The sequence below is a fragment of the Formosa algae genome, assembly GCF_001439665.1.
In the GTDB taxonomy this organism is placed as follows: Bacteria; Bacteroidota; Bacteroidia; order Flavobacteriales; family Flavobacteriaceae; genus Formosa; species Formosa algae.
The window spans coordinates 96,763-115,313 of the sequence record NZ_LMAK01000014.1; the positions used below are offsets into that span (position 1 = coordinate 96,763).

Genomic DNA, 18,551 nt, shown 5'->3' on the forward strand with positions numbered 1-18,551 from the left:
GATTACTAAATTAAAAAAACTACCAATAGGTGCCGACTAAAAAGGTGAGCCTGATAAAGGCAATGACACTTTCTGAGGTGAGTTCTAGCGGTGTGCTTAAATCAGTGATTTCATCATCGTCTACAAACACCACGAAAAGCCCGTCTTTAAAAGCTAGCAACACATTGTCTATGGCTTGTTGATGATTAGCAAGTGTTGTATTAGTAATATCTCCAAAATCGACTTTACCACTTTGGGCTTGTTCTTGGATTTCGGCTGGACTTAAAAACCCGATAACATTTACTTCGGTGCGTTTTTTATTATACGCATCGACTTGATGTTTAACACAGCCAATTAATAATTCTTCTAGATTTTTAGGACTTTCCTCTAGAGTAAAAGGGACTTCTTTTACTTTTTTCTTCCCGAGTCTTTTTAGTTGTAACGTGAGTTCCATGATTTACGTATATTTTGCGTTAGGGATTGCCGAGGAAAGCCCACAGTGCGCTAGCACGAGGACTTGCAACAGAAAGCCCGACCTCGCCTAAGCGAGGTAACGCCCTAATGCTTGTATTAACTATTAATTTGTGCCAAAATGGTTGGATCTTGGATTTTATGGTCTTCTGAAAGTAATTTCATTTTTGAAATAATTTCTGCCGATTTTGGGTCTTCGTCTACGAAAGGCAAGAACATGCGTCCGCGATGCTGACTGTGCACCGGAATGATGAATAACGACAGTCCGTTTTTACTCACCTGACCACTTCCTAAATGAATGCTATATTCGCCTAAAGTTCCTTTTATAAAGATATGACGCTCCTTAACCGTGATGTTTTTAAGCTTGAATAATTGAGCTGAAGCTTCGGCCAAGGCACCGCGCATTTCCATGGTACTGTGACTCGCCTCAGGGTCTACGCCACCAACGTGAGCAACACTTACCACAAGGTCGATATCTCGCATAATTTCGCTAAATACTACTGGCGGAATCTCTGTTAACGGAATTCTTTTATAAGAATCTATAGCATGAAAACAGATGTCTTCTAACGTTGGGGCTTCGGCCTCTGATGGTGAATACCAGTCTGCCATAGCGTACATGGTGGCTATAAATCCGCGTTTATGATACACTTTTTGCAGGCCATCTTCCATACTCACCGTCCAACCACGACCGCGCAATAAGGCTACGGTTTTTTTAGGCTGAATTTGATGACCTTGGTAACGCTCAGACCTGTTGCTGTGTTCGCGCTCGTCATTCGTGATTAAATACAACTCTCTAAACACTTGTTTAAAAGGTTGGGTAATGCGCTCTGCAAATACATGTTTTTGGTACATATCCCATTCTACCCCTTGGTATAGGTGAGAGGCGTGTGCAATAAGCAAGACATCGTCTTCGTTTAATGGGTGTGTTTGTCCTGAAGCATCGGTTAAAACACCTTCGTTATAAAAACCAGATATTTCCTGCTCAGGAACGTACAGAACCAACTTGCTCAACATCACTTTTACAATAGGATGTTGCATCATATTATGAATTTCTAGCGCTGTAAATTCATCTTCGTTAACCATAGCGTTTTCTAGGGAGATACGCGTTCTGCTGTATTGTCTAGACAAGTAGGTTTTGTGCTCTTTTAAAGCGATAATTTGCTTGTCTTTGCGCAATTTGGCAGGAATATTTTTTAGTGATTTTCCTGCTTTGGTAACTTTAATATCTGCTTTACCAAGGTCGTTAATTACGAGTTCAATTTCTGTTTCTTCTATGTTGAGTACGGCATGTTCCATAATGGCTTGTGTCGCTTTAGCTTCCATGGCCCAACTGAAACGCACACGGTCTTGATAACCTGCATTTCGGGATAAATTATCTAGTGCAATACCAACAGCAATGGCTTCGCTTTCTTGACGTTGTTGTCCAAATTGTTTGCTCTCTTTTAAGAAGTCTTGCAACAGGTTATAACGTTTTAAGACGTCTTTTTCGGGTACGGTTTTACTTAACGGAATTAATCCTAAAGCACGCACATAATCCTTATCGCGTTTGTCTTTAATTTTCTTTAAGGTTTCGGTAATTTTTACTTCACCTAACATGACGCTAGAATAGAGTTTGACTTGTCGATGGCCGTTTCCATCGGTAATGTATTTGGCGGCATCGTGAAGTAATTTCCAATTCGATTTTCCGATGGTTTGATATACTTTATTAAACCAATCGATATCTATGGCACCAATGGCAAAATCACTTTTTGGTATGTTAGAATAACGCGAAATAATGGTTTCTTTTTCACTATTCATATAATCTGAAGCGTGTGCCTGAAACCACCAAACGGCACTGTCTAAGTTTTCTAAACCTAAATATTCACCCACAAAGGCTGTCCATTGTGTGGCATAACAAGCCAGTTCGATTAAACGCTTTTTAGTTATTTTAGAGGCGTCTGCATGTTTAGCGAAATCGGCATAACTTTCGGTGTCTTTAAAGGTGGTTTTCTTTAAAAGATCACTAAAAATGGTTTTCTTACTATCGCCGTAATAACTGTAACCACGTTCAAAATTATCTTTGCCTAAACGTTCTAAAATTCGGAACACATAATCGATGCCTTCTACGCGGTAAATAGAACTTATATAGTCTGTTGCAGGCGTCGCTAAATCGCCACGTTCTAGTTCTGTTTCTAATATGTTAGCTTTTAATGGCGCAATGACATGCTTAGGAATGGAATCTCTTTCAACCAATTTATAGTTCATTCTGTAGTTAAAACCTCCATCCATAATGACCATTAATTCACGAGAATGTAAGGCCTGAAAGCGTAAGTCATCATCATTTATTAGCCCTGCTTTATAAAGCTTTATTGTCGTTTCTACCGCTGGGAATGGTACAATTCCTGGTCTTTTAGCTTGTTCTGTAATTACTTTTACCTCTGTAGTAGGTAAAGGATGACTAATATCTTGCGCTATTAGATACATGTAAATTCCCCAGTAGCGTTGAAGTTCTTCTTGAGATACATGTTCTAAATTACTGTGGCTTAAACTTGGTGCGAGTGGTAACACCACGTTGGCCCAATTATAGGTTTTAACCTCGTAACGATAACGAGAAGATTGAAATTGAAGTAACTTAAGGTTTTTAGGAAAGTTAGCAATCATGTCTTCTAAAATATCTAATTTAAAAGATGCGATTGTTTTTTCTTCGCAGTAGACTTTAAATAAACGACTTAAAATGGTGACGTATTCATTTGATGTATTGTAATAGGCTTGTTTTTCGCCTAAATTTAAGCCGTTTAAATCGGGATAATATTGTCTACCAAAAGGCTCTAATTCTTTGTATTCGCCAAAAGGTGTGTTTCGTCTTTTTATGTAACGGATGGTCGCATACATTTCAAAATCGTTTAAACCACTTTTTTCGTACCAAGCCATCCAAACATTTGCTAACGGAATATTATGTAAAAGCTCTTCTGCCGTAGCATCGTCTCCTAATTTTTTGATATCACGAATGCCTTTTTCTATGTATGTAGTTGCAATTTCACCATCATAAACTTCTGTTTGATATTCGTGCTGTTTATTTTCGGCAACAAGCGCAATTAACTGATTGACTTGAGTGATGATTTTCTTAACATCAATAAAATCTTTGAACTTAAATTTTGAAGATTCCGACATTGAAATCCCTAATTTATCGAAGATATTTGTCTTGGTTTCAAAACGTGTTTTTGGGATGTATAGCGGTGTTAAATTATCGTAATCTATAGCACCAAAACCGTTGCTGTAGTTTAACTCTTCTGAAGTATCCGAAAACTTATCTAAATACACCTGTTCGTTTTTAGTGATTTTAGGACGCTCGTTGTACATGTGAATTTGCTCTTCTACATAATTAGATTGTCTGTTGGCATCATGCAAAAGGGTTAACACTTCTAATCCTGCTAAACGCTGGTCGATGCTTTTTGAAGACACTAAATTGGTCGTATAGGTTCTTAAGCTGTCTACAGGTAATTGGAGTAGTAACTGAATTAAAGCCGTTCGTAAACCTTTATGTTTTCGTCTTAATAAATCTTCAACAATGTCTAAATCGGCATCATAAAGATGCATTTTACTGAACAAATTTAATCCCGTAGACATGAGCAGTTCATTACGGTTGTAAATGGCTTTTCTTGCTAAGGCGCGCTTCCAAGAATATTGGTCGAAATTTAAACGTTCTTTCTCCTTTAATTTTTGTTCGTAATTGTAAAAAGAATAGCTGTAATGTTTTGGGAATACCTTACGGATGTAACTCTCTCTGAATTCTGTTGGTAAAACTTCCAAATCGGTAGCCATGAGTTCTAATTGCTGTTCGGTAGCACCGTTAATTAGAAACTGATAGAAATAATATGAGCTAGGTGTAAAACTCCACCACGAGAATATTTTACTCTCGAAAGATTTCCCTTTGTCTTCTGCTGTTTTTGCTACAGCAAATAATTTTTCAAAGGTTTCATTATCTAAAGTGGTAGGCGGTAAGTTTACTGCCACCCAATGGTCTACGGCATAATCTTTACCCAATTCTTTTTGGAAATAATCGACTAATAAATCATTCGTTCGGTCTGTATTACTGATAAAGTATAATGCAAGAATCTTTTTGGCTCTATCTTCAGATTCAAAAACAATATCTAAGGCTTTTCTATTTGCCGTGTCCACATCTAAAATCGCTATAGACCATAAACCGACTAAAACTTCTAAATTGTCTTTACTCTTTAAGTAGGTGTCTACTTCTTTTACATTTAAAATTAGAGATTGAGCCATTTCTAATACGCGGTTAATCACCGATTTTTTAGGCGTTTCCCAATTTAATCCAAACCACGTGCTCACGGCTCTATTCACACTGCTAAAACGAGCTAAATCGTTTTCTAAAAGCACGTTAATCATATATTTTAGGGCGCCAAGACCCGACTCATCTAAAGATTCTAAAATGGTTTGTCTTAAACCTTCTTGACGTTGGGCGGCGAGTAATAATTTAGCCGCCATTTCCCAATGTTTTTTATCTTCGGAGAGTAATAAGGCTTTAATAATATCGGAGCTAACACCTCCAATATCATCTTCATTTTGAAGGATGTCATCTAATAATTCATCAAACATGCCATGTCCATTATGGAGCAAAGTCGCTAAAAAGTAACTGTTTCCGTGGGGAAAGTAAGTGCTGTATTGAAAATGCTCTTGTAACGATAATCCGCCAAAACCTTTTCTGCTTAAACTTAAAAATTGTGTAAAACTCTGTAATTTATTACGTAAGGTATCTTTAGTTTTAACAGACCTAAAAGCCTTTCTGCTGTAACCTTTTTGATAGGGAAGTGTATCCATAAAATCCCACATATCGGCTAAATAAGGGGCTTGCATAATACCAAATAACTGCATGCCTAAGCGCATACCTTCTTCAGTTCGCCACGGATTGTTATTAATGGCATCTTCAGAAACCGCCATATAATCGCTGGCGGTGTAATAACTTCTTCGTTCACCTTTGTCAATGCGCCCTAAAATTTTAGCTAAAACCCGATACGGTTCAGAAAAAGCACGAAATTCAAAACGGTCTACATCTGGTTTTTTAAACTTATGAATATATTTTTCAGCGTTTTCTATGGGAATCATATCTCTTAAATATTTTTAACTATGGTCATTAACAATGATTTGTCTTTTTCTAAACAAACCGAATTACTGATGGCAAGGTAAAAGAAATCTGTTTGTTTAAACTCACGGTATTTAGTGATTTTTATAAGGCGCTTTTTTTACGTTTTAAATATCACAGAATACAGTGACCAGACGCTAATGATTTTGAAATAGTTTTGTATAACCTTAATCGTTATAAGTCTTATGCCTGAATCTATAGAAACTCCAATATTTAATTTTTTTGAACTTGAAGCCTCTTTTGAAGCTATAAAAGGGTGTAAAAACTTTCCTGAAGCTTTTTATTATGAAATTTTTGTCATTGCAAAATCAACAGCAGACAAAAACATGAGAACCGAATGTACCAATATCATAAAAAAGCAGGCACCAGAAGCTTTACAACTCGCCTTTACAAGTCGCAAAAAACTCACCCAAAAAGGAGGGATAAAATCTGTAAACGCAAGACTGATTAGCATTTTAGAATATGGATTGCTTTCAGTAGACTTAGACTTGTTTAAACTCTATACCCTTATTAGTAGAGCGCCAGAATTGGGATTATACAGTTTCTCGAAAGAATTTTTGGTTCAGTTGTTAGAACATCCTGAAATTTTAGGACGCTTTAATGGGATTGAAAGTCTAGAGATTCATTTAAAAGGCGAAGGCAATACCTATGATAATATCCTTAATGAAATACCAAAACTAACAGCTTTAAAAACATTGGATTTAGAAGGTGAGTTTGAGCAATTACCTGAGGCTATTGGTAATTTACCCAATTTAAAAAAATTAAAGCTTGTAGTGCCTTGTTTAAAAAGCTTCCCTAATACAATGTCACAGTTAACCTCCTTAAAAAAAATTGGTATTGAAGGTGCATATTGGTCTGGAAACTCTGCTGATAACCTGAATTTAAATGACTTTAATTGGCTTTCAGCATTAACTAAATTAAAAGCGTTGAAACTACAATATGTTGGGGTTCAAGATTTATCTCAAGTCGTGTTTCCTGAATCCTTAAAACGTATGGATTTATTTAACCTTGATGAATTAACAGCATTACCTAAAGATGTTAGTCATTTAAAGCAACTAAAAAGGTTTATGTTGCTATCCAAAAGCATAACAAACCTACCAAATGGATTTGAAGATTTACCTAAGTTAGAACATTTTGAGCTGATAGCACCTAAGATAGATACCGTATCGGCTACCTTATTTTTTGGAGATGCGTCGAGACCTAAATTGGTCACTAAAATAGGTAATAGTTATATAAATATTACACCAATGACAGAAGTAAGTCTGCGAGAATCTATAGAAGTAGATTCGCCCAAACTACTTCATTTTGTGTTAGATAATGCGTCGTTTTTCCCTAATTTAAAGACGATAACTGTAGATTGTGAAGCACCAGAAATTCCGCATAAAACATCATTAGCTGTATTTAAAAACCTAACAACGCTTCATTATAAACTAGAACATAAATTAGATTGGCTTTTTGAAGGGATAGAGCAATGTATAAATCTTAAAAATATTGAATTATACAGATTTCAAGAATGGCATACTAAAGATATAAAATTAGCTGTTAGAATTTTCCCTTCAGTATTTTCAAAAATTGAACAGTTAGATAACCTGACGATTAAAAATGCGAGTGCTTTAGTTGTAGACACTGACCATTTACCTAAGCATATTACCAATTTAACTATTTCTGAAATTAAAGGCATAAAAGCAGGAACAGAACAGTTTGATGTGTTTAATGTGGAAGTTAAAGCCACACCAATTCTTAATTTACAGGAATTTTATGCACTAATTAGTGCGGCTAAATTTAATCTTGGACATAGAAATGATGATGTCAATAATGTATTAGATTTTGAAAACTTTAGACATCCAGAAAAAATTGAATCGTTTGATTTTACCAGTGATGTGAGTCAGTTAGATAGCTTACTTAAAAACTTCGTGAATTTAAAAGAGCTTACCATTACGTGTAAAAAAAATAATCCGGAACATAATAATGCATTAACTGCCTATAAACATACAAATCTAAAAGTATTACGTATTGAAGGTTATAACGGAACTACCGAAGCTTTAGAACGTTTATTAACTCACACGCCTAACCTTGAATTTTTAGGGATATTTGAAGCCACAGGTTTTGATACTTTTCCTGCTGTAAATTTGCCTCAGCTTAAAAAATTAAGAATGCAGAGTGTCGCGTTTAAAACCATAGACAATCTAAGCGTTGAAACTATTGAAGCGGTAAAACTGATACATTGTGATCATATAGCAGATGAAAGTATTGAAGTAATATCAAGTTGGAATACTTTAAAGCACCTTTGGTTAGAAGGTTTAAATGAAAATGTCACGGCATATCCTGAATCGATTGCTAAATTAAATTTAGAAACGTTTTTTATCAGAGCACATAATAGGGAAACCGAAATTCCGACTTGGATTGCTCATATGCAGAGTCTACGTGTTTTAGGACTAAACCATTTCAAACAGGTGGTTTTACCAACAGAATTAGCGTCATTATCACAGCTTGAAGTGTTAAGTATTAGTGGATGCGAATTTTCAGAACAAGTATCTGAAGACTTTAGAAATCTTAATCTAAAGAAATTGGTGTATTGGACCTCTAAATTTAATGGTAGTAATATGAAGTCTGAACTCTATGAGCCCTTAGAACATAAATTAGTGTCCCAACGAAATTTTGATGATGTAGATAGTGAAGCACCTTTTAGAATATAATAAATCATTCTAAAAAGTTATGAGTGAACTGATAAATAGTTTGGATTTTGTAACATAGAAACGCATGGAGTTTATATTGATGTGCTCTTAAGCTATTGCTGAAGAATTATTTGTAGATTGTTTTACAATCACTCCAAATTACTTATGAAATAGTGAATACCCCATGTTTTCTATGGTGTTCGAGCGGAGTCGAGAACGTAAAAATGTAAATTAGTAGACAATCACGAATCATACTATTAATCGAAGTAATGGAAAATTGTTTGTTGATTTTTAGACTATCATTTGGATTCTTGACATCACTCGAATGCCGTTTAAATTTTCAATATTTAATCTTTTAGAGACACTTCCAAATTACTTATGAAATAGTGAAAATCCCATGTTTTCTATGGTGTTCCAGCGGAGTCGAGAATGTAAATTAGTTGACAGTCACGAATCGTACTATTAATCAAAGTAATGGAAAATTGTTTGTTGATTGTGATTGTCATGGGAAATTCTCGACTCCGCTCGAATACCGTTTAAATTTTCAATGTTTAATCTTTTAGAGACACTTCTAAATTGCTTGTGAGATAGTGAAAACCATATGTTTGTTAATGGTGTTCGAGCGGAGTCGAGAACGTTAAAGTATAGATTTTTAATAAACGACATACATGTAAAACACAATAATTGCTCTTGATCCGAATGAATAGTATATACCAGTTATCACAAAAAAAAAGCGCTTCATAATTTTATGAAGCGCTTTGAGCGAGAGACCGGGTTCGAACCGGCGACATTCAGCTTGGAAGGCTGACGCTCTACCAACTGAGCTACTCTCGCAGTTGTGGTAAGCGGATGCAAATTTACATGTATTTCACTCTAATTTCCAAATTAAAAGGCTTCGATTTTTAAAGTATTATTTACTTTTTTTAGTCCTTAAAACTAAAGTGTTAAATTATAGATTATTACGAATTAGTTATTGTGCTTTTTAGGTAAGGTAATAATTAATTGTCCGATGTTTTTTTGAAATAAATACCAAACATCATATATAATCCGTTTCAATACCCCTTTTTCTGAGTTAAACTTTGATTGCATTGCATCATCTCTAATTGTGGTTGTTTTGTAATCTTGTAATCAACTTATTTTGAGTTAATAATCAGAAAAAAAAGATAATCATATGAGCAATGAAAATTTATATAAAGACGAAGCAAAATTAAAAATTAAAGAGATGGCAGAAGACATTGACTTTACCATGATGGCAACCAATCTCAATGAATTGCCTTTGCACATGATTCCGATGAGTACTAAAAAAGTCGATGATGATGGAGTCATCTGGTTTTTAAGTAATAAAAATAGTACACATAATCAGAATATTAGTATAGATTCTAATGTGCATTTAATCTATGCAGATAAAAGCGATATGCAGTTTTTAAATGTTTATGGGAAAGCCAGTATTACAACAGATAAATCTGTAATTGAATCGTTATATTCTAAGGCGGACGATATGTGGTTTGAAGGTAAAGACGACCCGAGCATAACGGCCATTTCTATCACACCCAAAGAAGCGTTTTATTGGGATCCTAAACATAATAAATTGGTGACTTTGGTAAAGCTCGGTGTAAGTGCTTTATCAGGTGAAAAACCTGATACCATGGATTATGGTCAAATAAAATTGTAAAGTATTCAAATCGGGTTTCGGCTCGATTTTTTATTGTTTTATTTTGAAAATTGGAATAGAATATCATTCAAAATGTGCTCATATAAAGTAAAGATTAACGCTATAGAATTTGGTCTGAATGAATGTTGCTAGATAGTTATATCTTTAAAATAAAGAACCACATGAAAACCCCTTTATTAGTATTTAATGATAATGGTATATACTGTGAGGTTGCCAATGTGTATTTAGATCCTTGGAAACCTGTAGATTGTGCTATAATCACTCATGGTCATGCCGATCATAGTCGATATGGTCATAAAAAATACATTACACATCACACCAATGTTCCAATTATTAAACACCGATTGGGCGATATACAAGTCAGTGGGGTAAATTACAACGAGTCTTTTGTCATTAATAACGTGAAGTTTTCTCTACATCCTGCGGGACATATTATTGGAAGTTCGCAAATACGTGTAGAACACCGTGGCGAAGTTTGGGTGTTTTCTGGAGATTATAAATTGGAAGATGATGGGGTTGCGGTTCCTTTTGAACCCGTAAAATGTCATGCTTTTATAACCGAATGTACATTTGGTTTACCTGCGTTTAACTGGACACCTCAAGCAGAAGTTTTTAATGATATTAATAACTGGTGGGCAACGAATAAAGAAGCCAAACAAACGTCAATTCTTTTTGGCTATTCGTTAGGGAAGGCCCAACGATTATTGAAGTATTTAGATACCGATATTGGTAAAATATACACTCATGGGGCTATAGAAAATATGACGGAGGTTATTCGTCCTATGGTTAACTTCCCCGAAACAACACGTATAACACGAGAAACAACAAAGAACGAGTTATTAGGAAACATCGTATTGGCACCACCAAGTGCTCATGGTTCGACATGGATACGAAAAATGGTGCCTTTTGTAACAGCGTCTGCAAGTGGCTGGATGGCATTTAGAGGAGCAAGACGCCGGCGCGCAGTAGACAGAGGTTTCGTGATGTCCGATCATTGCGATTGGCAAGAACTCTTAAAAGCTGTTGAAGCCACAGGTGCAGAAAAAGTAATTTGTACGCACGGCTATACAGATGTTTTCTCTAAATATTTACGAACTCTTGGCTTAGATGCAAGAACGGAACATACACAGTTTGAAGGCGAATTAAATGAGTCGGATACCAAACTTGAAAAAGAGTTAGATTCATGAAAAACTTTGCAGAATTAGTCAGAACTTTAGATAGCACCAATAAGACTACGCTAAAAGTAAATGCACTCTCCGAGTACTTTAAAAGGGCGAGTGATCAGGATCGGGTGTGGACCATCGCGATTCTTTCTCATAGAAGACCACCAAGGCCCGTTAATACGACTTTACTAAGAACTTGGGCTTCAGAATTAGCCAATATACCATTGTGGTTGTTTGAAGAATCTTATCATATTGTTGGAGATTTAGCAGAAACCATTGCTCTCATTCTACCAACCAATCAAAACACTAGTGAAAAGTCGTTAACGCAATTCTTAAATGAAATGCTTGCGCTTAAAAAAGAGAGTGATGACGTTAAGAAAAAGTATGTTACCGAAAATTGGAGCATCTTAAATTACTACGAGCGTTTTGTGTTTACTAAATTAATTACTGGAGGTTTTAGAATCGGAGTGAGTCAGAAATTAATGACACGCGCTTTATCTCTAGCCACTGCAGTAGATGAAGATGTCTTAGCCTATAAATTAATGGGTAAATGGGACCCGAGTACCATATCTTTTGAAGATTTGGTATTAAAAGAAAAAGCGTCAGATTTTATTTCTAAACCGTATCCTTTTTATTTGGCTTACGGGTTAGAAGGTCCTGTGTTTAACTTAGGAAATATTGAAGATTGGAGTTTCGAACACAAATGGGATGGCATTAGATCGCAAACAATTATTCGAGATAATGAATTGTTTATTTGGAGTAGAGGTGAAGAATTAGTTACCGATAAATATCCCGAATTTCATGTGTTTAAAGATGAAATTCCTAACGGTACTGTATTAGATGGCGAAATTTTACCCTATCCCAATAATGCTATCGGGACTTTTCAAGATTTACAAACCCGTATCGGACGAAAAACAGTGAGTAAAGCACTTTTAGAAAAAACACCCGTCGTTTTAAAAGTGTACGATATATTAGAATGGAAAGGGAAAGACTTACGACAACATTCATTTTTAGAGCGACGCATTATCTTAGAAGATTTAATAACGAGACTAAATACAGCGCATTTGCCTCTTCAACTTTCAGAAACAGTCGTTTGCGAATCGTGGGAAGCCGTTGCACAAGAACGGGATCGTGCTAGAGAAATGCATAGTGAAGGACTCATGATTAAGCGAAAAGATTCTAAATATTTAGTAGGCAGAAAGAAAGGAGATTGGTGGAAGTGGAAAACAGATCCATTTACTATAGATGCTGTTTTAACCTATGCCATGCGGGGACATGGTCGACGTAGTAATTTATTTACGGATTATACATTTGGTTTATGGGATGAAAATGATACACTCGTCACCTTTGCAAAAGCCTATTCCGGACTTACAGATGCCGAATTTAGAAAAGTAGATGCTTGGATTAAAAGAAACACTTTAGAACGTTTCGGACCGGTGCGCAGTGTAACACCAGAATTGGTTTTCGAAATTGCTTTTGAAGGCATTGCACCTTCAAGCCGACATAAAAGTGGCTATGCGACACGATTTCCAAGAATATTGAGATGGAGACAAGATAAAAAGATAGAGGATGCGAATAAACTAGAAGATTTAGAATTGTTAATGCGAAGTTGAATTATGAATAGAAAGGAGTTAGAGCAATTAGCACACGATTGGTTTACAGCCCAAGGTTGGGAACCGTTTCCGTTTCAGAAACAAACATGGACCGCTTTTTTACAAGGAAAACATGGACTTTTAAATGCACCTACGGGAAGCGGAAAAACCTATGCGCTTTGGATTGCCATAGTTTTAGAGTATATCAATCAACATCCAAATTACAAGTCGAAACCCACAAAAGGACTTTTGGCGATTTGGGTTACGCCCTTGAGAGCCTTATCGGTAGAAATTAAACAGGCGGCCGAGCGCTTTGTAAATGATTTAGATGTGCCTTTAACGGTTGGCATTCGTTCTGGAGATACTTCGGCAAAAGAACGAGCATCTCAGAAAAGAAAAATGCCAAGCTTACTAATTACCACACCTGAAAGTTTGCAATTATTGTTAGCCACTAAGGGGTACGATAAAATGTTTAAAAATATAATCGGTGTAGTTGTAGACGAGTGGCACGAACTTGTGGCGAATAAACGTGGGGTGCAAATGACATTGGCTTTGTCGCGCTTAAATACTATTGCGCCAACTATGCGCACTTGGGGTGTGTCTGCAACTATTGGGAATTTAGACCAAGCGCGGGAAGTGTTATTTGGTGTGAACAAGGAGCGTCTATCGAATTCAGTTTTAATTAAAGCGCATATAAAAAAGAAGATAAACGTCTTGTCCATCATTCCTGAAACCATAGATAAATTCCCTTGGCGAGGTCATTTGGGATTACATTTACTAGAACACGTTATTCCCATTTTAGAAGAGAGTCAGTCGACCTTAATTTTTACCAACACAAGGTCACAGTGTGAAATTTGGTTTCAAAATATATTAGCAAAACATCCCGAGTTTGCTGGCGATATTGCCATGCATCATGGAAGCATTAGTCGAGAGACACGACTTTGGGTAGAAACTGCTTTACGAGAAGGCAATCTTAAAATTGTAGTGTGTACTTCGAGTTTAGATTTGGGTGTAGATTTTGCTCCTGTGGATACCATTATTCAAGTTGGCGGACCAAAAGGCGTATCCCGATTTATACAACGCGCTGGACGAAGTGGTCATCAGCCAGGAAAAACCAGTGTCATTTATTTTTTACCAACGCACGCCTTAGAATTATTAGAAGCTTCTGCTTTAATTAAAGCCGTTTCGAATACCGTTGTAGAAGACCGCGTGCCATATCTTAATAGTTTTGATGTGCTTGTGCAATATCTTGTGACGTTGGCAGTGTCGGATGGATTTTATCCGGAGGAGATTTTTCCAGAAATAAAAAGTACATTTTGTTTTCAGACACTAACAAAAGCACAATTTCAATGGATTCTAAATTTTATAACTCTTGGCGGACAAAGTTTACAAGCGTACGACGAATATAAACGTGTAGACATAGAACCCGACGGAAAATTTAAGGTGAACAGTCGGGCAGTAGCCATGCGCCATCGGTTGCAAATAGGAACAATAGTTAGTGATGCCGTATTAAATGTAAAGTTTTTAAAAGGAGGTTATATTGGTTCTATAGAGGAAAGTTTTATTTCCAAATTAAGACCAGGAGATGTGTTTACATTTGCAGGTCGACAATTGGAATTGTTTCGTGTAAGAAATATGCAGGTTTTAGTAAAAAAATCTAAACAGAAAAATGCTAAAATTCCGAATTGGATGGGAGGAAGAATGAGTTTTTCTTCAGAAATGAGTCATCTGATTCGTGAAGAACTGTATCTTTTAAATTCAAATGAAAAACAAAAAACAAAAGAATTAAAAGCTTTAGAACCCATTGTAATTCGGCAGAATCGGGAAAGTATGGTGCCAAATTCAGATGAGTTTTTAATCGAAACCTTTAAAACAAGAGAAGGCTATCATGCCGTTTTTTATCCGTTTGAAGGTTATTTTGTGCATGAAGCTATGGGAAGTTTATTGGCGTATCGCTTAAGTTTGTTACATCCCATTTCGTTTACCATTGCGTTTAACGATTATGGTTTCGAGTTATTATCCGATCAGCCCATAGATATACAGGCTGTTTTAGATAATAATTTGTTTTCGTCGGAGTATTTAAGAAGTGATTTAGAAAAAAGTATCAATGCCTCGGAAATGGCGAAACGAAAATTTCGAGATATTGCCGTAATTTCAGGACTTGTGTTTACTGGATACCCGAGTAAGTCGGTAAAGAGTAAACATTTGCAAGCCAGTTCTCAACTTTTATTCGGGGTGTTTGAAGATTACGAACCCGATAATTTATTGTTTCAACAAGCGTTTACAGAAACTTTTGAGCATCAATTAGAAGAGGGCAGATTACAATTGGCTTTAATGCGTATTAGTACACAAACCATTATTTGGAAATCGTGTGCCAAACCCACACCATTTTCGTTTCCAATTATTACAGACCGCTTACGCGCTAAATTGTCATCGGAAAAATTAGCAGACAGAATTAGGCGAATGACTATTCAATTGGAAAAATCGTAACCTATATTTACATTTAATGAAAACACTTCCAATACACTGTAATAATCAACGTTTTATTTTACATCCTTCAGGCGTCGCATTCTGGGAAGATAAAGGCATGTTATTGATTGCAGATGTGCATTTAGGTAAGATTACACATTTTAGAAAACACGGTAGTGCTATTCCCCAAATATCCTTGCATCATAATTTTAATAGGCTGAAAACCGTAATTGCTACTTTTAAAACCAAAACAGTGTGTTTTCTTGGCGATTTGTTTCATAGTCATATTAATAACGAATGGTTAGTATTTAAATCTTGGGTAGAAACGTTGAACTGTAAAGTGGTTTTAATTTCAGGAAATCATGATATTATTGATGTTGAACGCTATACCCAATTGGGAGTTGAGGTTTTGCAAGACTGGGAACTGGATGGTTTTTTATTAACGCATCATCCGGAAGAACGTCAGGGATTTTATAATTTTTCTGGGCACATTCATCCTGGTGTGGAGTTACGCGGATTAGGAAGACAAAACTTAAAATTGAGTTGCTTTCATTGGAAAGAGAATCAAATGATTTTTCCAGCATTTGGAGTCTTTACAGGTAAATATATAATTAAACCCAAAACGAATGATCGCATCTTTGTAAATACTGAAGATGAGGTTTTAGAAATTCCTCTTAAGTCTCAAAACTAAATATTCTAATTTCATGTTTTCAATGCATTAAATTTATTGTCTTTTGAGATAATCTATTTGAAGAAAAACAGCTTCTTTTATATGAGTTAATTGAAATGATAATGTACTACAGAAAAAAACATGGTAAAGGTTTTAGATATGTCGATGCTTCTAACACTACCATAAAAGATAAAAAATTAAAGTCATGGTTTAAATCTTTGGTTATTCCTCCGGCGTGGACTAATGTAGAAATAGATCCGAAGAAAAACGCCAAAATTTTAGTGACTGGACGAGACGATAAAAATCGTAAACAGTACATCTACAATCCTAAATTTAGAGCAAAACAGAATCAAGAAAAGTTTGATCGCATACTCAAGTTTGCCGATCAACTTGAACATATGCGACGCGTTACTGGTCAGCATTTACGAAAACGTAAACTAGCAAAAGAAAAAGTATTGGCGTGTATGGTTAGGCTTTTGGAAGCGGCGTATTTTAGGCCGGGAAGTGATCATTATTCTAAAGAAAATCATAGTTATGGCTTAACGACCATGAGGAGTAAGCACATGCAAATTGAAGGCGATGAGCTCATTTTTAATTATATTGGTAAATCTGGAAAAGAACAAGAACGACATATAGTCGACAAGAAATTAGCTAAAATAGTTCAGGAGATAGACGATTTACCAGGGTATGAGATATTCAAATTTATAGACGAAGATGGTAGTAAGCAAGATGTAAAGAGTGATCATCTTAACGCCTATATTAGAGACGTCATGGGCGAAGCTTTTTCTGCCAAAGATTTTAGAACTTGGGCAGGAACGGTGATTGCCGCCATGGCTTTAGACGAAATAGGATATTCTAAAGAACAGGATCAGAAAACGCTAGATAAGAATATTCGAGATGCGGTTGTAAAAGTGAGTGAAAGGCTTGGGAATACGCCTTCTGTAGCACGGAGTTCTTATATCGATCCGCGAGTTATAGAAGAATATATTGATGGAAAAACAATCAATTATTTTCAGAAAGAAATATCTCGAATGCTTAAATCAAATGAAAATTTATCTCGTGAGGAAATAGGCGTATTGTGTTTATTAAATAAAAAATTAAAGTAATCTTAAACAGAAAAAACATGACTTTTTAGGGTTTAGATACCGTAATAGAATGTAAATGCATAGGTCTGAAATTTAAATTATTCGCTTAAAAATTATATATTGAAAGCGTCAAGATTTTTTTTATCAATAGATCTTGGCGTTTTTAATACTATTTTATTCATGTATCAATTAAATTATCATTCTAAATCTGTATCAGAACTCGAACTAAATCAACTAGAACATATATTGGAAACAGCCAATGTGGTTAATGCAAATAAAGATGTTTCAGGTTGCTTGGTGTATTACAATAGTAGTTTTGTTCAAATTTTAGAAGGAAACAAAAAAGATGTTTTAGACGTTTTTGAAAAAATTAAAACAGATAACCGTCATCATTCTATTACGCTATTATGGGAAAATTATGTCGATAAAAGATATTTCAATAAATGGAGTATGGCATTTCATAGTCCAGAAGACCAATTTTCTACGCAATTTGTAAATAATTTACTGATGTTATCCTCATTCTCAGAAAAAAATTCAGGGTCTTTAAGGAGTTTTTGGGGACATGTGCGTAGAGTATTAGAATCTGATTCTAATCAAAACATTGAGGCATAAAAAAAGCCTCATTTGGTTAAAATGAAGCTTAAAGTGTGTTGAAAAGATATATTAATCCCAATCTTTGATTTCCTTCAGAATCTCTTTACGCGTTCGGTTGGTGCGTTCTGCTAAACGATCGGTCATAGAATTAAACTCTCCAGAATTATAATCGACATCTTCTGAAGTTAATGATGGATATTTTTCTCGGTATTCTTTCTGAATTTCATTCCATTTTGTTTGCAAATCGTCCAGGTTTAAATGACCGTTTTGTTCTCTGTATTCACGCTCTTGCTGCTTGTTGTTATTATGTTCATTATCTGAATGTTCCATAGCTTTGTTTGTTTAAATTAATGAAGTTAAAGTACTTCTATTAAACATTATACATGGCTTCAAAAAATTAAAAAATTAACCGTATTAGTTTTGTAATTGAAGTTTGTAATACCCTTTAAAAAAGGCCTTTTGCGAATTATTAAGCAAAAGACCTTTTAAAATCATTCCATTTTATAGTTAAGCTGAAATGTATTTGTTACCGAAACCGATTCCAATTCCAATTTATAAGCTTAGCCATAGTGAGTGCATAATATAAATTGTGAATTTATCTGAGGTTAACACCTTCTAAAAGTGTAGAACCATGTTCTCCAGATTTTAAACCTTGATTTATGGTGAGGACTTTACCTAGACCATTTTTTTCTAAAGCTATTAATTGTTCAATTACTTCACTTTGACTTTCTGATTTTCTCTCTTTTATCATGGTGTTGTGTTTTAGAAATTATAATGTCTTTTTTTTATTTATAATTTGAGAACTAAATTCTTAATTTCCACCTATAGCGATTAACTTAAATGCTCTTTTTTTTACTGCATTACATTTAAAGTGATAAAAACAACTTAGGACTTGGTCTATTTTAAAGTCAATCCATCTGATAGATAGTTATTTGTCTGATACAAAATGTTTAAAATTTGTCTGAAGTTTTACTTATATCTCTATGTTTTACTGAAGTTCTTTACATTAATATCTGAAAAGAGGCATTCTGATAATGAAGA

The 18,551-nt window shown here is 35.2% G+C and carries 12 protein-coding genes and 1 tRNA gene; 8 read left to right on the forward strand and 5 right to left on the reverse strand.

The features are described from left to right. Positions 1-19: 19 nt before the first annotated feature. Entirely contained in the window at positions 20-433 is a 414-nt protein-coding gene (locus tag AST99_RS05400) for a hypothetical protein (protein WP_057779963.1), read from the reverse strand. Between the two features lie 116 nt (positions 434-549). Continuing rightward, a complete protein-coding gene (locus AST99_RS05405; protein WP_057779965.1) occupies positions 550-5,553 on the reverse strand; it encodes a DUF4132 domain-containing protein in 5,004 nt (1,667 codons plus the stop codon). Between the two features lie 222 nt (positions 5,554-5,775). On the opposite strand from AST99_RS05405, the gene AST99_RS05410 reads away from it, so the two are divergent. Then, complete coding sequence (locus AST99_RS05410) at positions 5,776-8,286, forward strand: leucine-rich repeat domain-containing protein (RefSeq protein WP_057779968.1); 2,511 nt, start codon at positions 5,776-5,778, stop codon at positions 8,284-8,286. Positions 8,287-9,026: 740 nt separating this feature from the next. Here AST99_RS05410 and AST99_RS05415 read toward each other — a convergent pair. Beyond that, positions 9,027-9,099 (reverse strand) — tRNA-Gly (locus tag AST99_RS05415). Between the two features lie 337 nt (positions 9,100-9,436). Between AST99_RS05415 and AST99_RS05420 the strand changes: the two genes are divergently transcribed. From AST99_RS05420 to AST99_RS05450, 7 genes are all read left to right on the forward strand, one after another. After that, entirely contained in the window at positions 9,437-9,937 is a 501-nt protein-coding gene (locus AST99_RS05420) for a pyridoxamine 5'-phosphate oxidase family protein (protein WP_057779972.1), read from the forward strand. Between the two features lie 161 nt (positions 9,938-10,098). After that, positions 10,099-11,124, forward strand: coding sequence for a ligase-associated DNA damage response exonuclease (locus tag AST99_RS05425; protein ID WP_057779975.1), 1,026 nt, complete (start codon positions 10,099-10,101; stop codon positions 11,122-11,124). Next, positions 11,121-12,713: an ATP-dependent DNA ligase gene (locus AST99_RS05430; RefSeq protein ID WP_057779977.1), complete on the forward strand. Its 1,593-nt coding sequence runs from the start codon at positions 11,121-11,123 to the stop codon at positions 12,711-12,713. Before AST99_RS05425 ends, AST99_RS05430 begins: the two co-directional genes overlap by 4 nt. 3 nt (positions 12,714-12,716) lie before the next feature. Next, a complete protein-coding gene (locus AST99_RS05435) occupies positions 12,717-15,182 on the forward strand; it encodes a ligase-associated DNA damage response DEXH box helicase (RefSeq protein WP_057779979.1) in 2,466 nt (821 codons plus the stop codon). Positions 15,183-15,198: 16 nt separating this feature from the next. After that, positions 15,199-15,852 (forward strand): ligase-associated DNA damage response endonuclease PdeM, encoded by a 654-nt coding sequence (gene pdeM, locus AST99_RS05440; RefSeq protein WP_057779981.1) that lies wholly within the window; start codon positions 15,199-15,201, stop codon positions 15,850-15,852. A 101-nt stretch (positions 15,853-15,953) separates the two neighbouring features. Then, complete coding sequence (locus tag AST99_RS05445; protein WP_057780290.1) at positions 15,954-16,937, forward strand: DNA topoisomerase IB; 984 nt, start codon at positions 15,954-15,956, stop codon at positions 16,935-16,937. A gap of 159 nt (positions 16,938-17,096) precedes the next feature. Then, entirely contained in the window at positions 17,097-17,528 is a 432-nt protein-coding gene (locus AST99_RS05450) for a BLUF domain-containing protein (RefSeq protein ID WP_057779983.1), read from the forward strand. 51 nt (positions 17,529-17,579) lie between these two features. Here AST99_RS05450 and AST99_RS05455 read toward each other — a convergent pair whose 3' ends face one another. Then, entirely contained in the window at positions 17,580-17,840 is a 261-nt protein-coding gene (locus tag AST99_RS05455) for a hypothetical protein (RefSeq protein ID WP_057779986.1), read from the reverse strand. A gap of 265 nt (positions 17,841-18,105) precedes the next feature. Then, positions 18,106-18,261, reverse strand: coding sequence for a hypothetical protein (locus AST99_RS18545; RefSeq protein ID WP_157486307.1), 156 nt, complete (start codon positions 18,259-18,261; stop codon positions 18,106-18,108). Positions 18,262-18,551 lie beyond the last annotated feature (290 nt).

Bases quoted from the DNA above. Each gene is read 5' to 3' on its own strand.
- AST99_RS05400 (WP_057779963.1), bottom strand. From the start codon at position 433: ATGGAACTCACGTTACAACTAAAAAGACTCGGGAAGAAAAAAGTAAAA.
- AST99_RS05405 (WP_057779965.1), bottom strand. From the start codon at position 5,553: ATGATTCCCATAGAAAACGCTGAAAAATATATTCATAAGTTTAAAAAA.
- AST99_RS05410 (WP_057779968.1), top strand. From the start codon at position 5,776: ATGCCTGAATCTATAGAAACTCCAATATTTAATTTTTTTGAACTTGAA.
- AST99_RS05420 (WP_057779972.1), top strand. From the start codon at position 9,437: ATGAGCAATGAAAATTTATATAAAGACGAAGCAAAATTAAAAATTAAA.
- AST99_RS05425 (WP_057779975.1), top strand. From the start codon at position 10,099: ATGAAAACCCCTTTATTAGTATTTAATGATAATGGTATATACTGTGAG.
- AST99_RS05430 (WP_057779977.1), top strand. From the start codon at position 11,121: ATGAAAAACTTTGCAGAATTAGTCAGAACTTTAGATAGCACCAATAAG.
- AST99_RS05435 (WP_057779979.1), top strand. From the start codon at position 12,717: ATGAATAGAAAGGAGTTAGAGCAATTAGCACACGATTGGTTTACAGCC.
- pdeM (WP_057779981.1), top strand. From the start codon at position 15,199: ATGAAAACACTTCCAATACACTGTAATAATCAACGTTTTATTTTACAT.
- AST99_RS05445 (WP_057780290.1), top strand. From the start codon at position 15,954: ATGTACTACAGAAAAAAACATGGTAAAGGTTTTAGATATGTCGATGCT.
- AST99_RS05450 (WP_057779983.1), top strand. From the start codon at position 17,097: ATGTATCAATTAAATTATCATTCTAAATCTGTATCAGAACTCGAACTA.
- AST99_RS05455 (WP_057779986.1), bottom strand. From the start codon at position 17,840: ATGGAACATTCAGATAATGAACATAATAACAACAAGCAGCAAGAGCGT.
- AST99_RS18545 (WP_157486307.1), bottom strand. From the start codon at position 18,261: ATGATAAAAGAGAGAAAATCAGAAAGTCAAAGTGAAGTAATTGAACAA.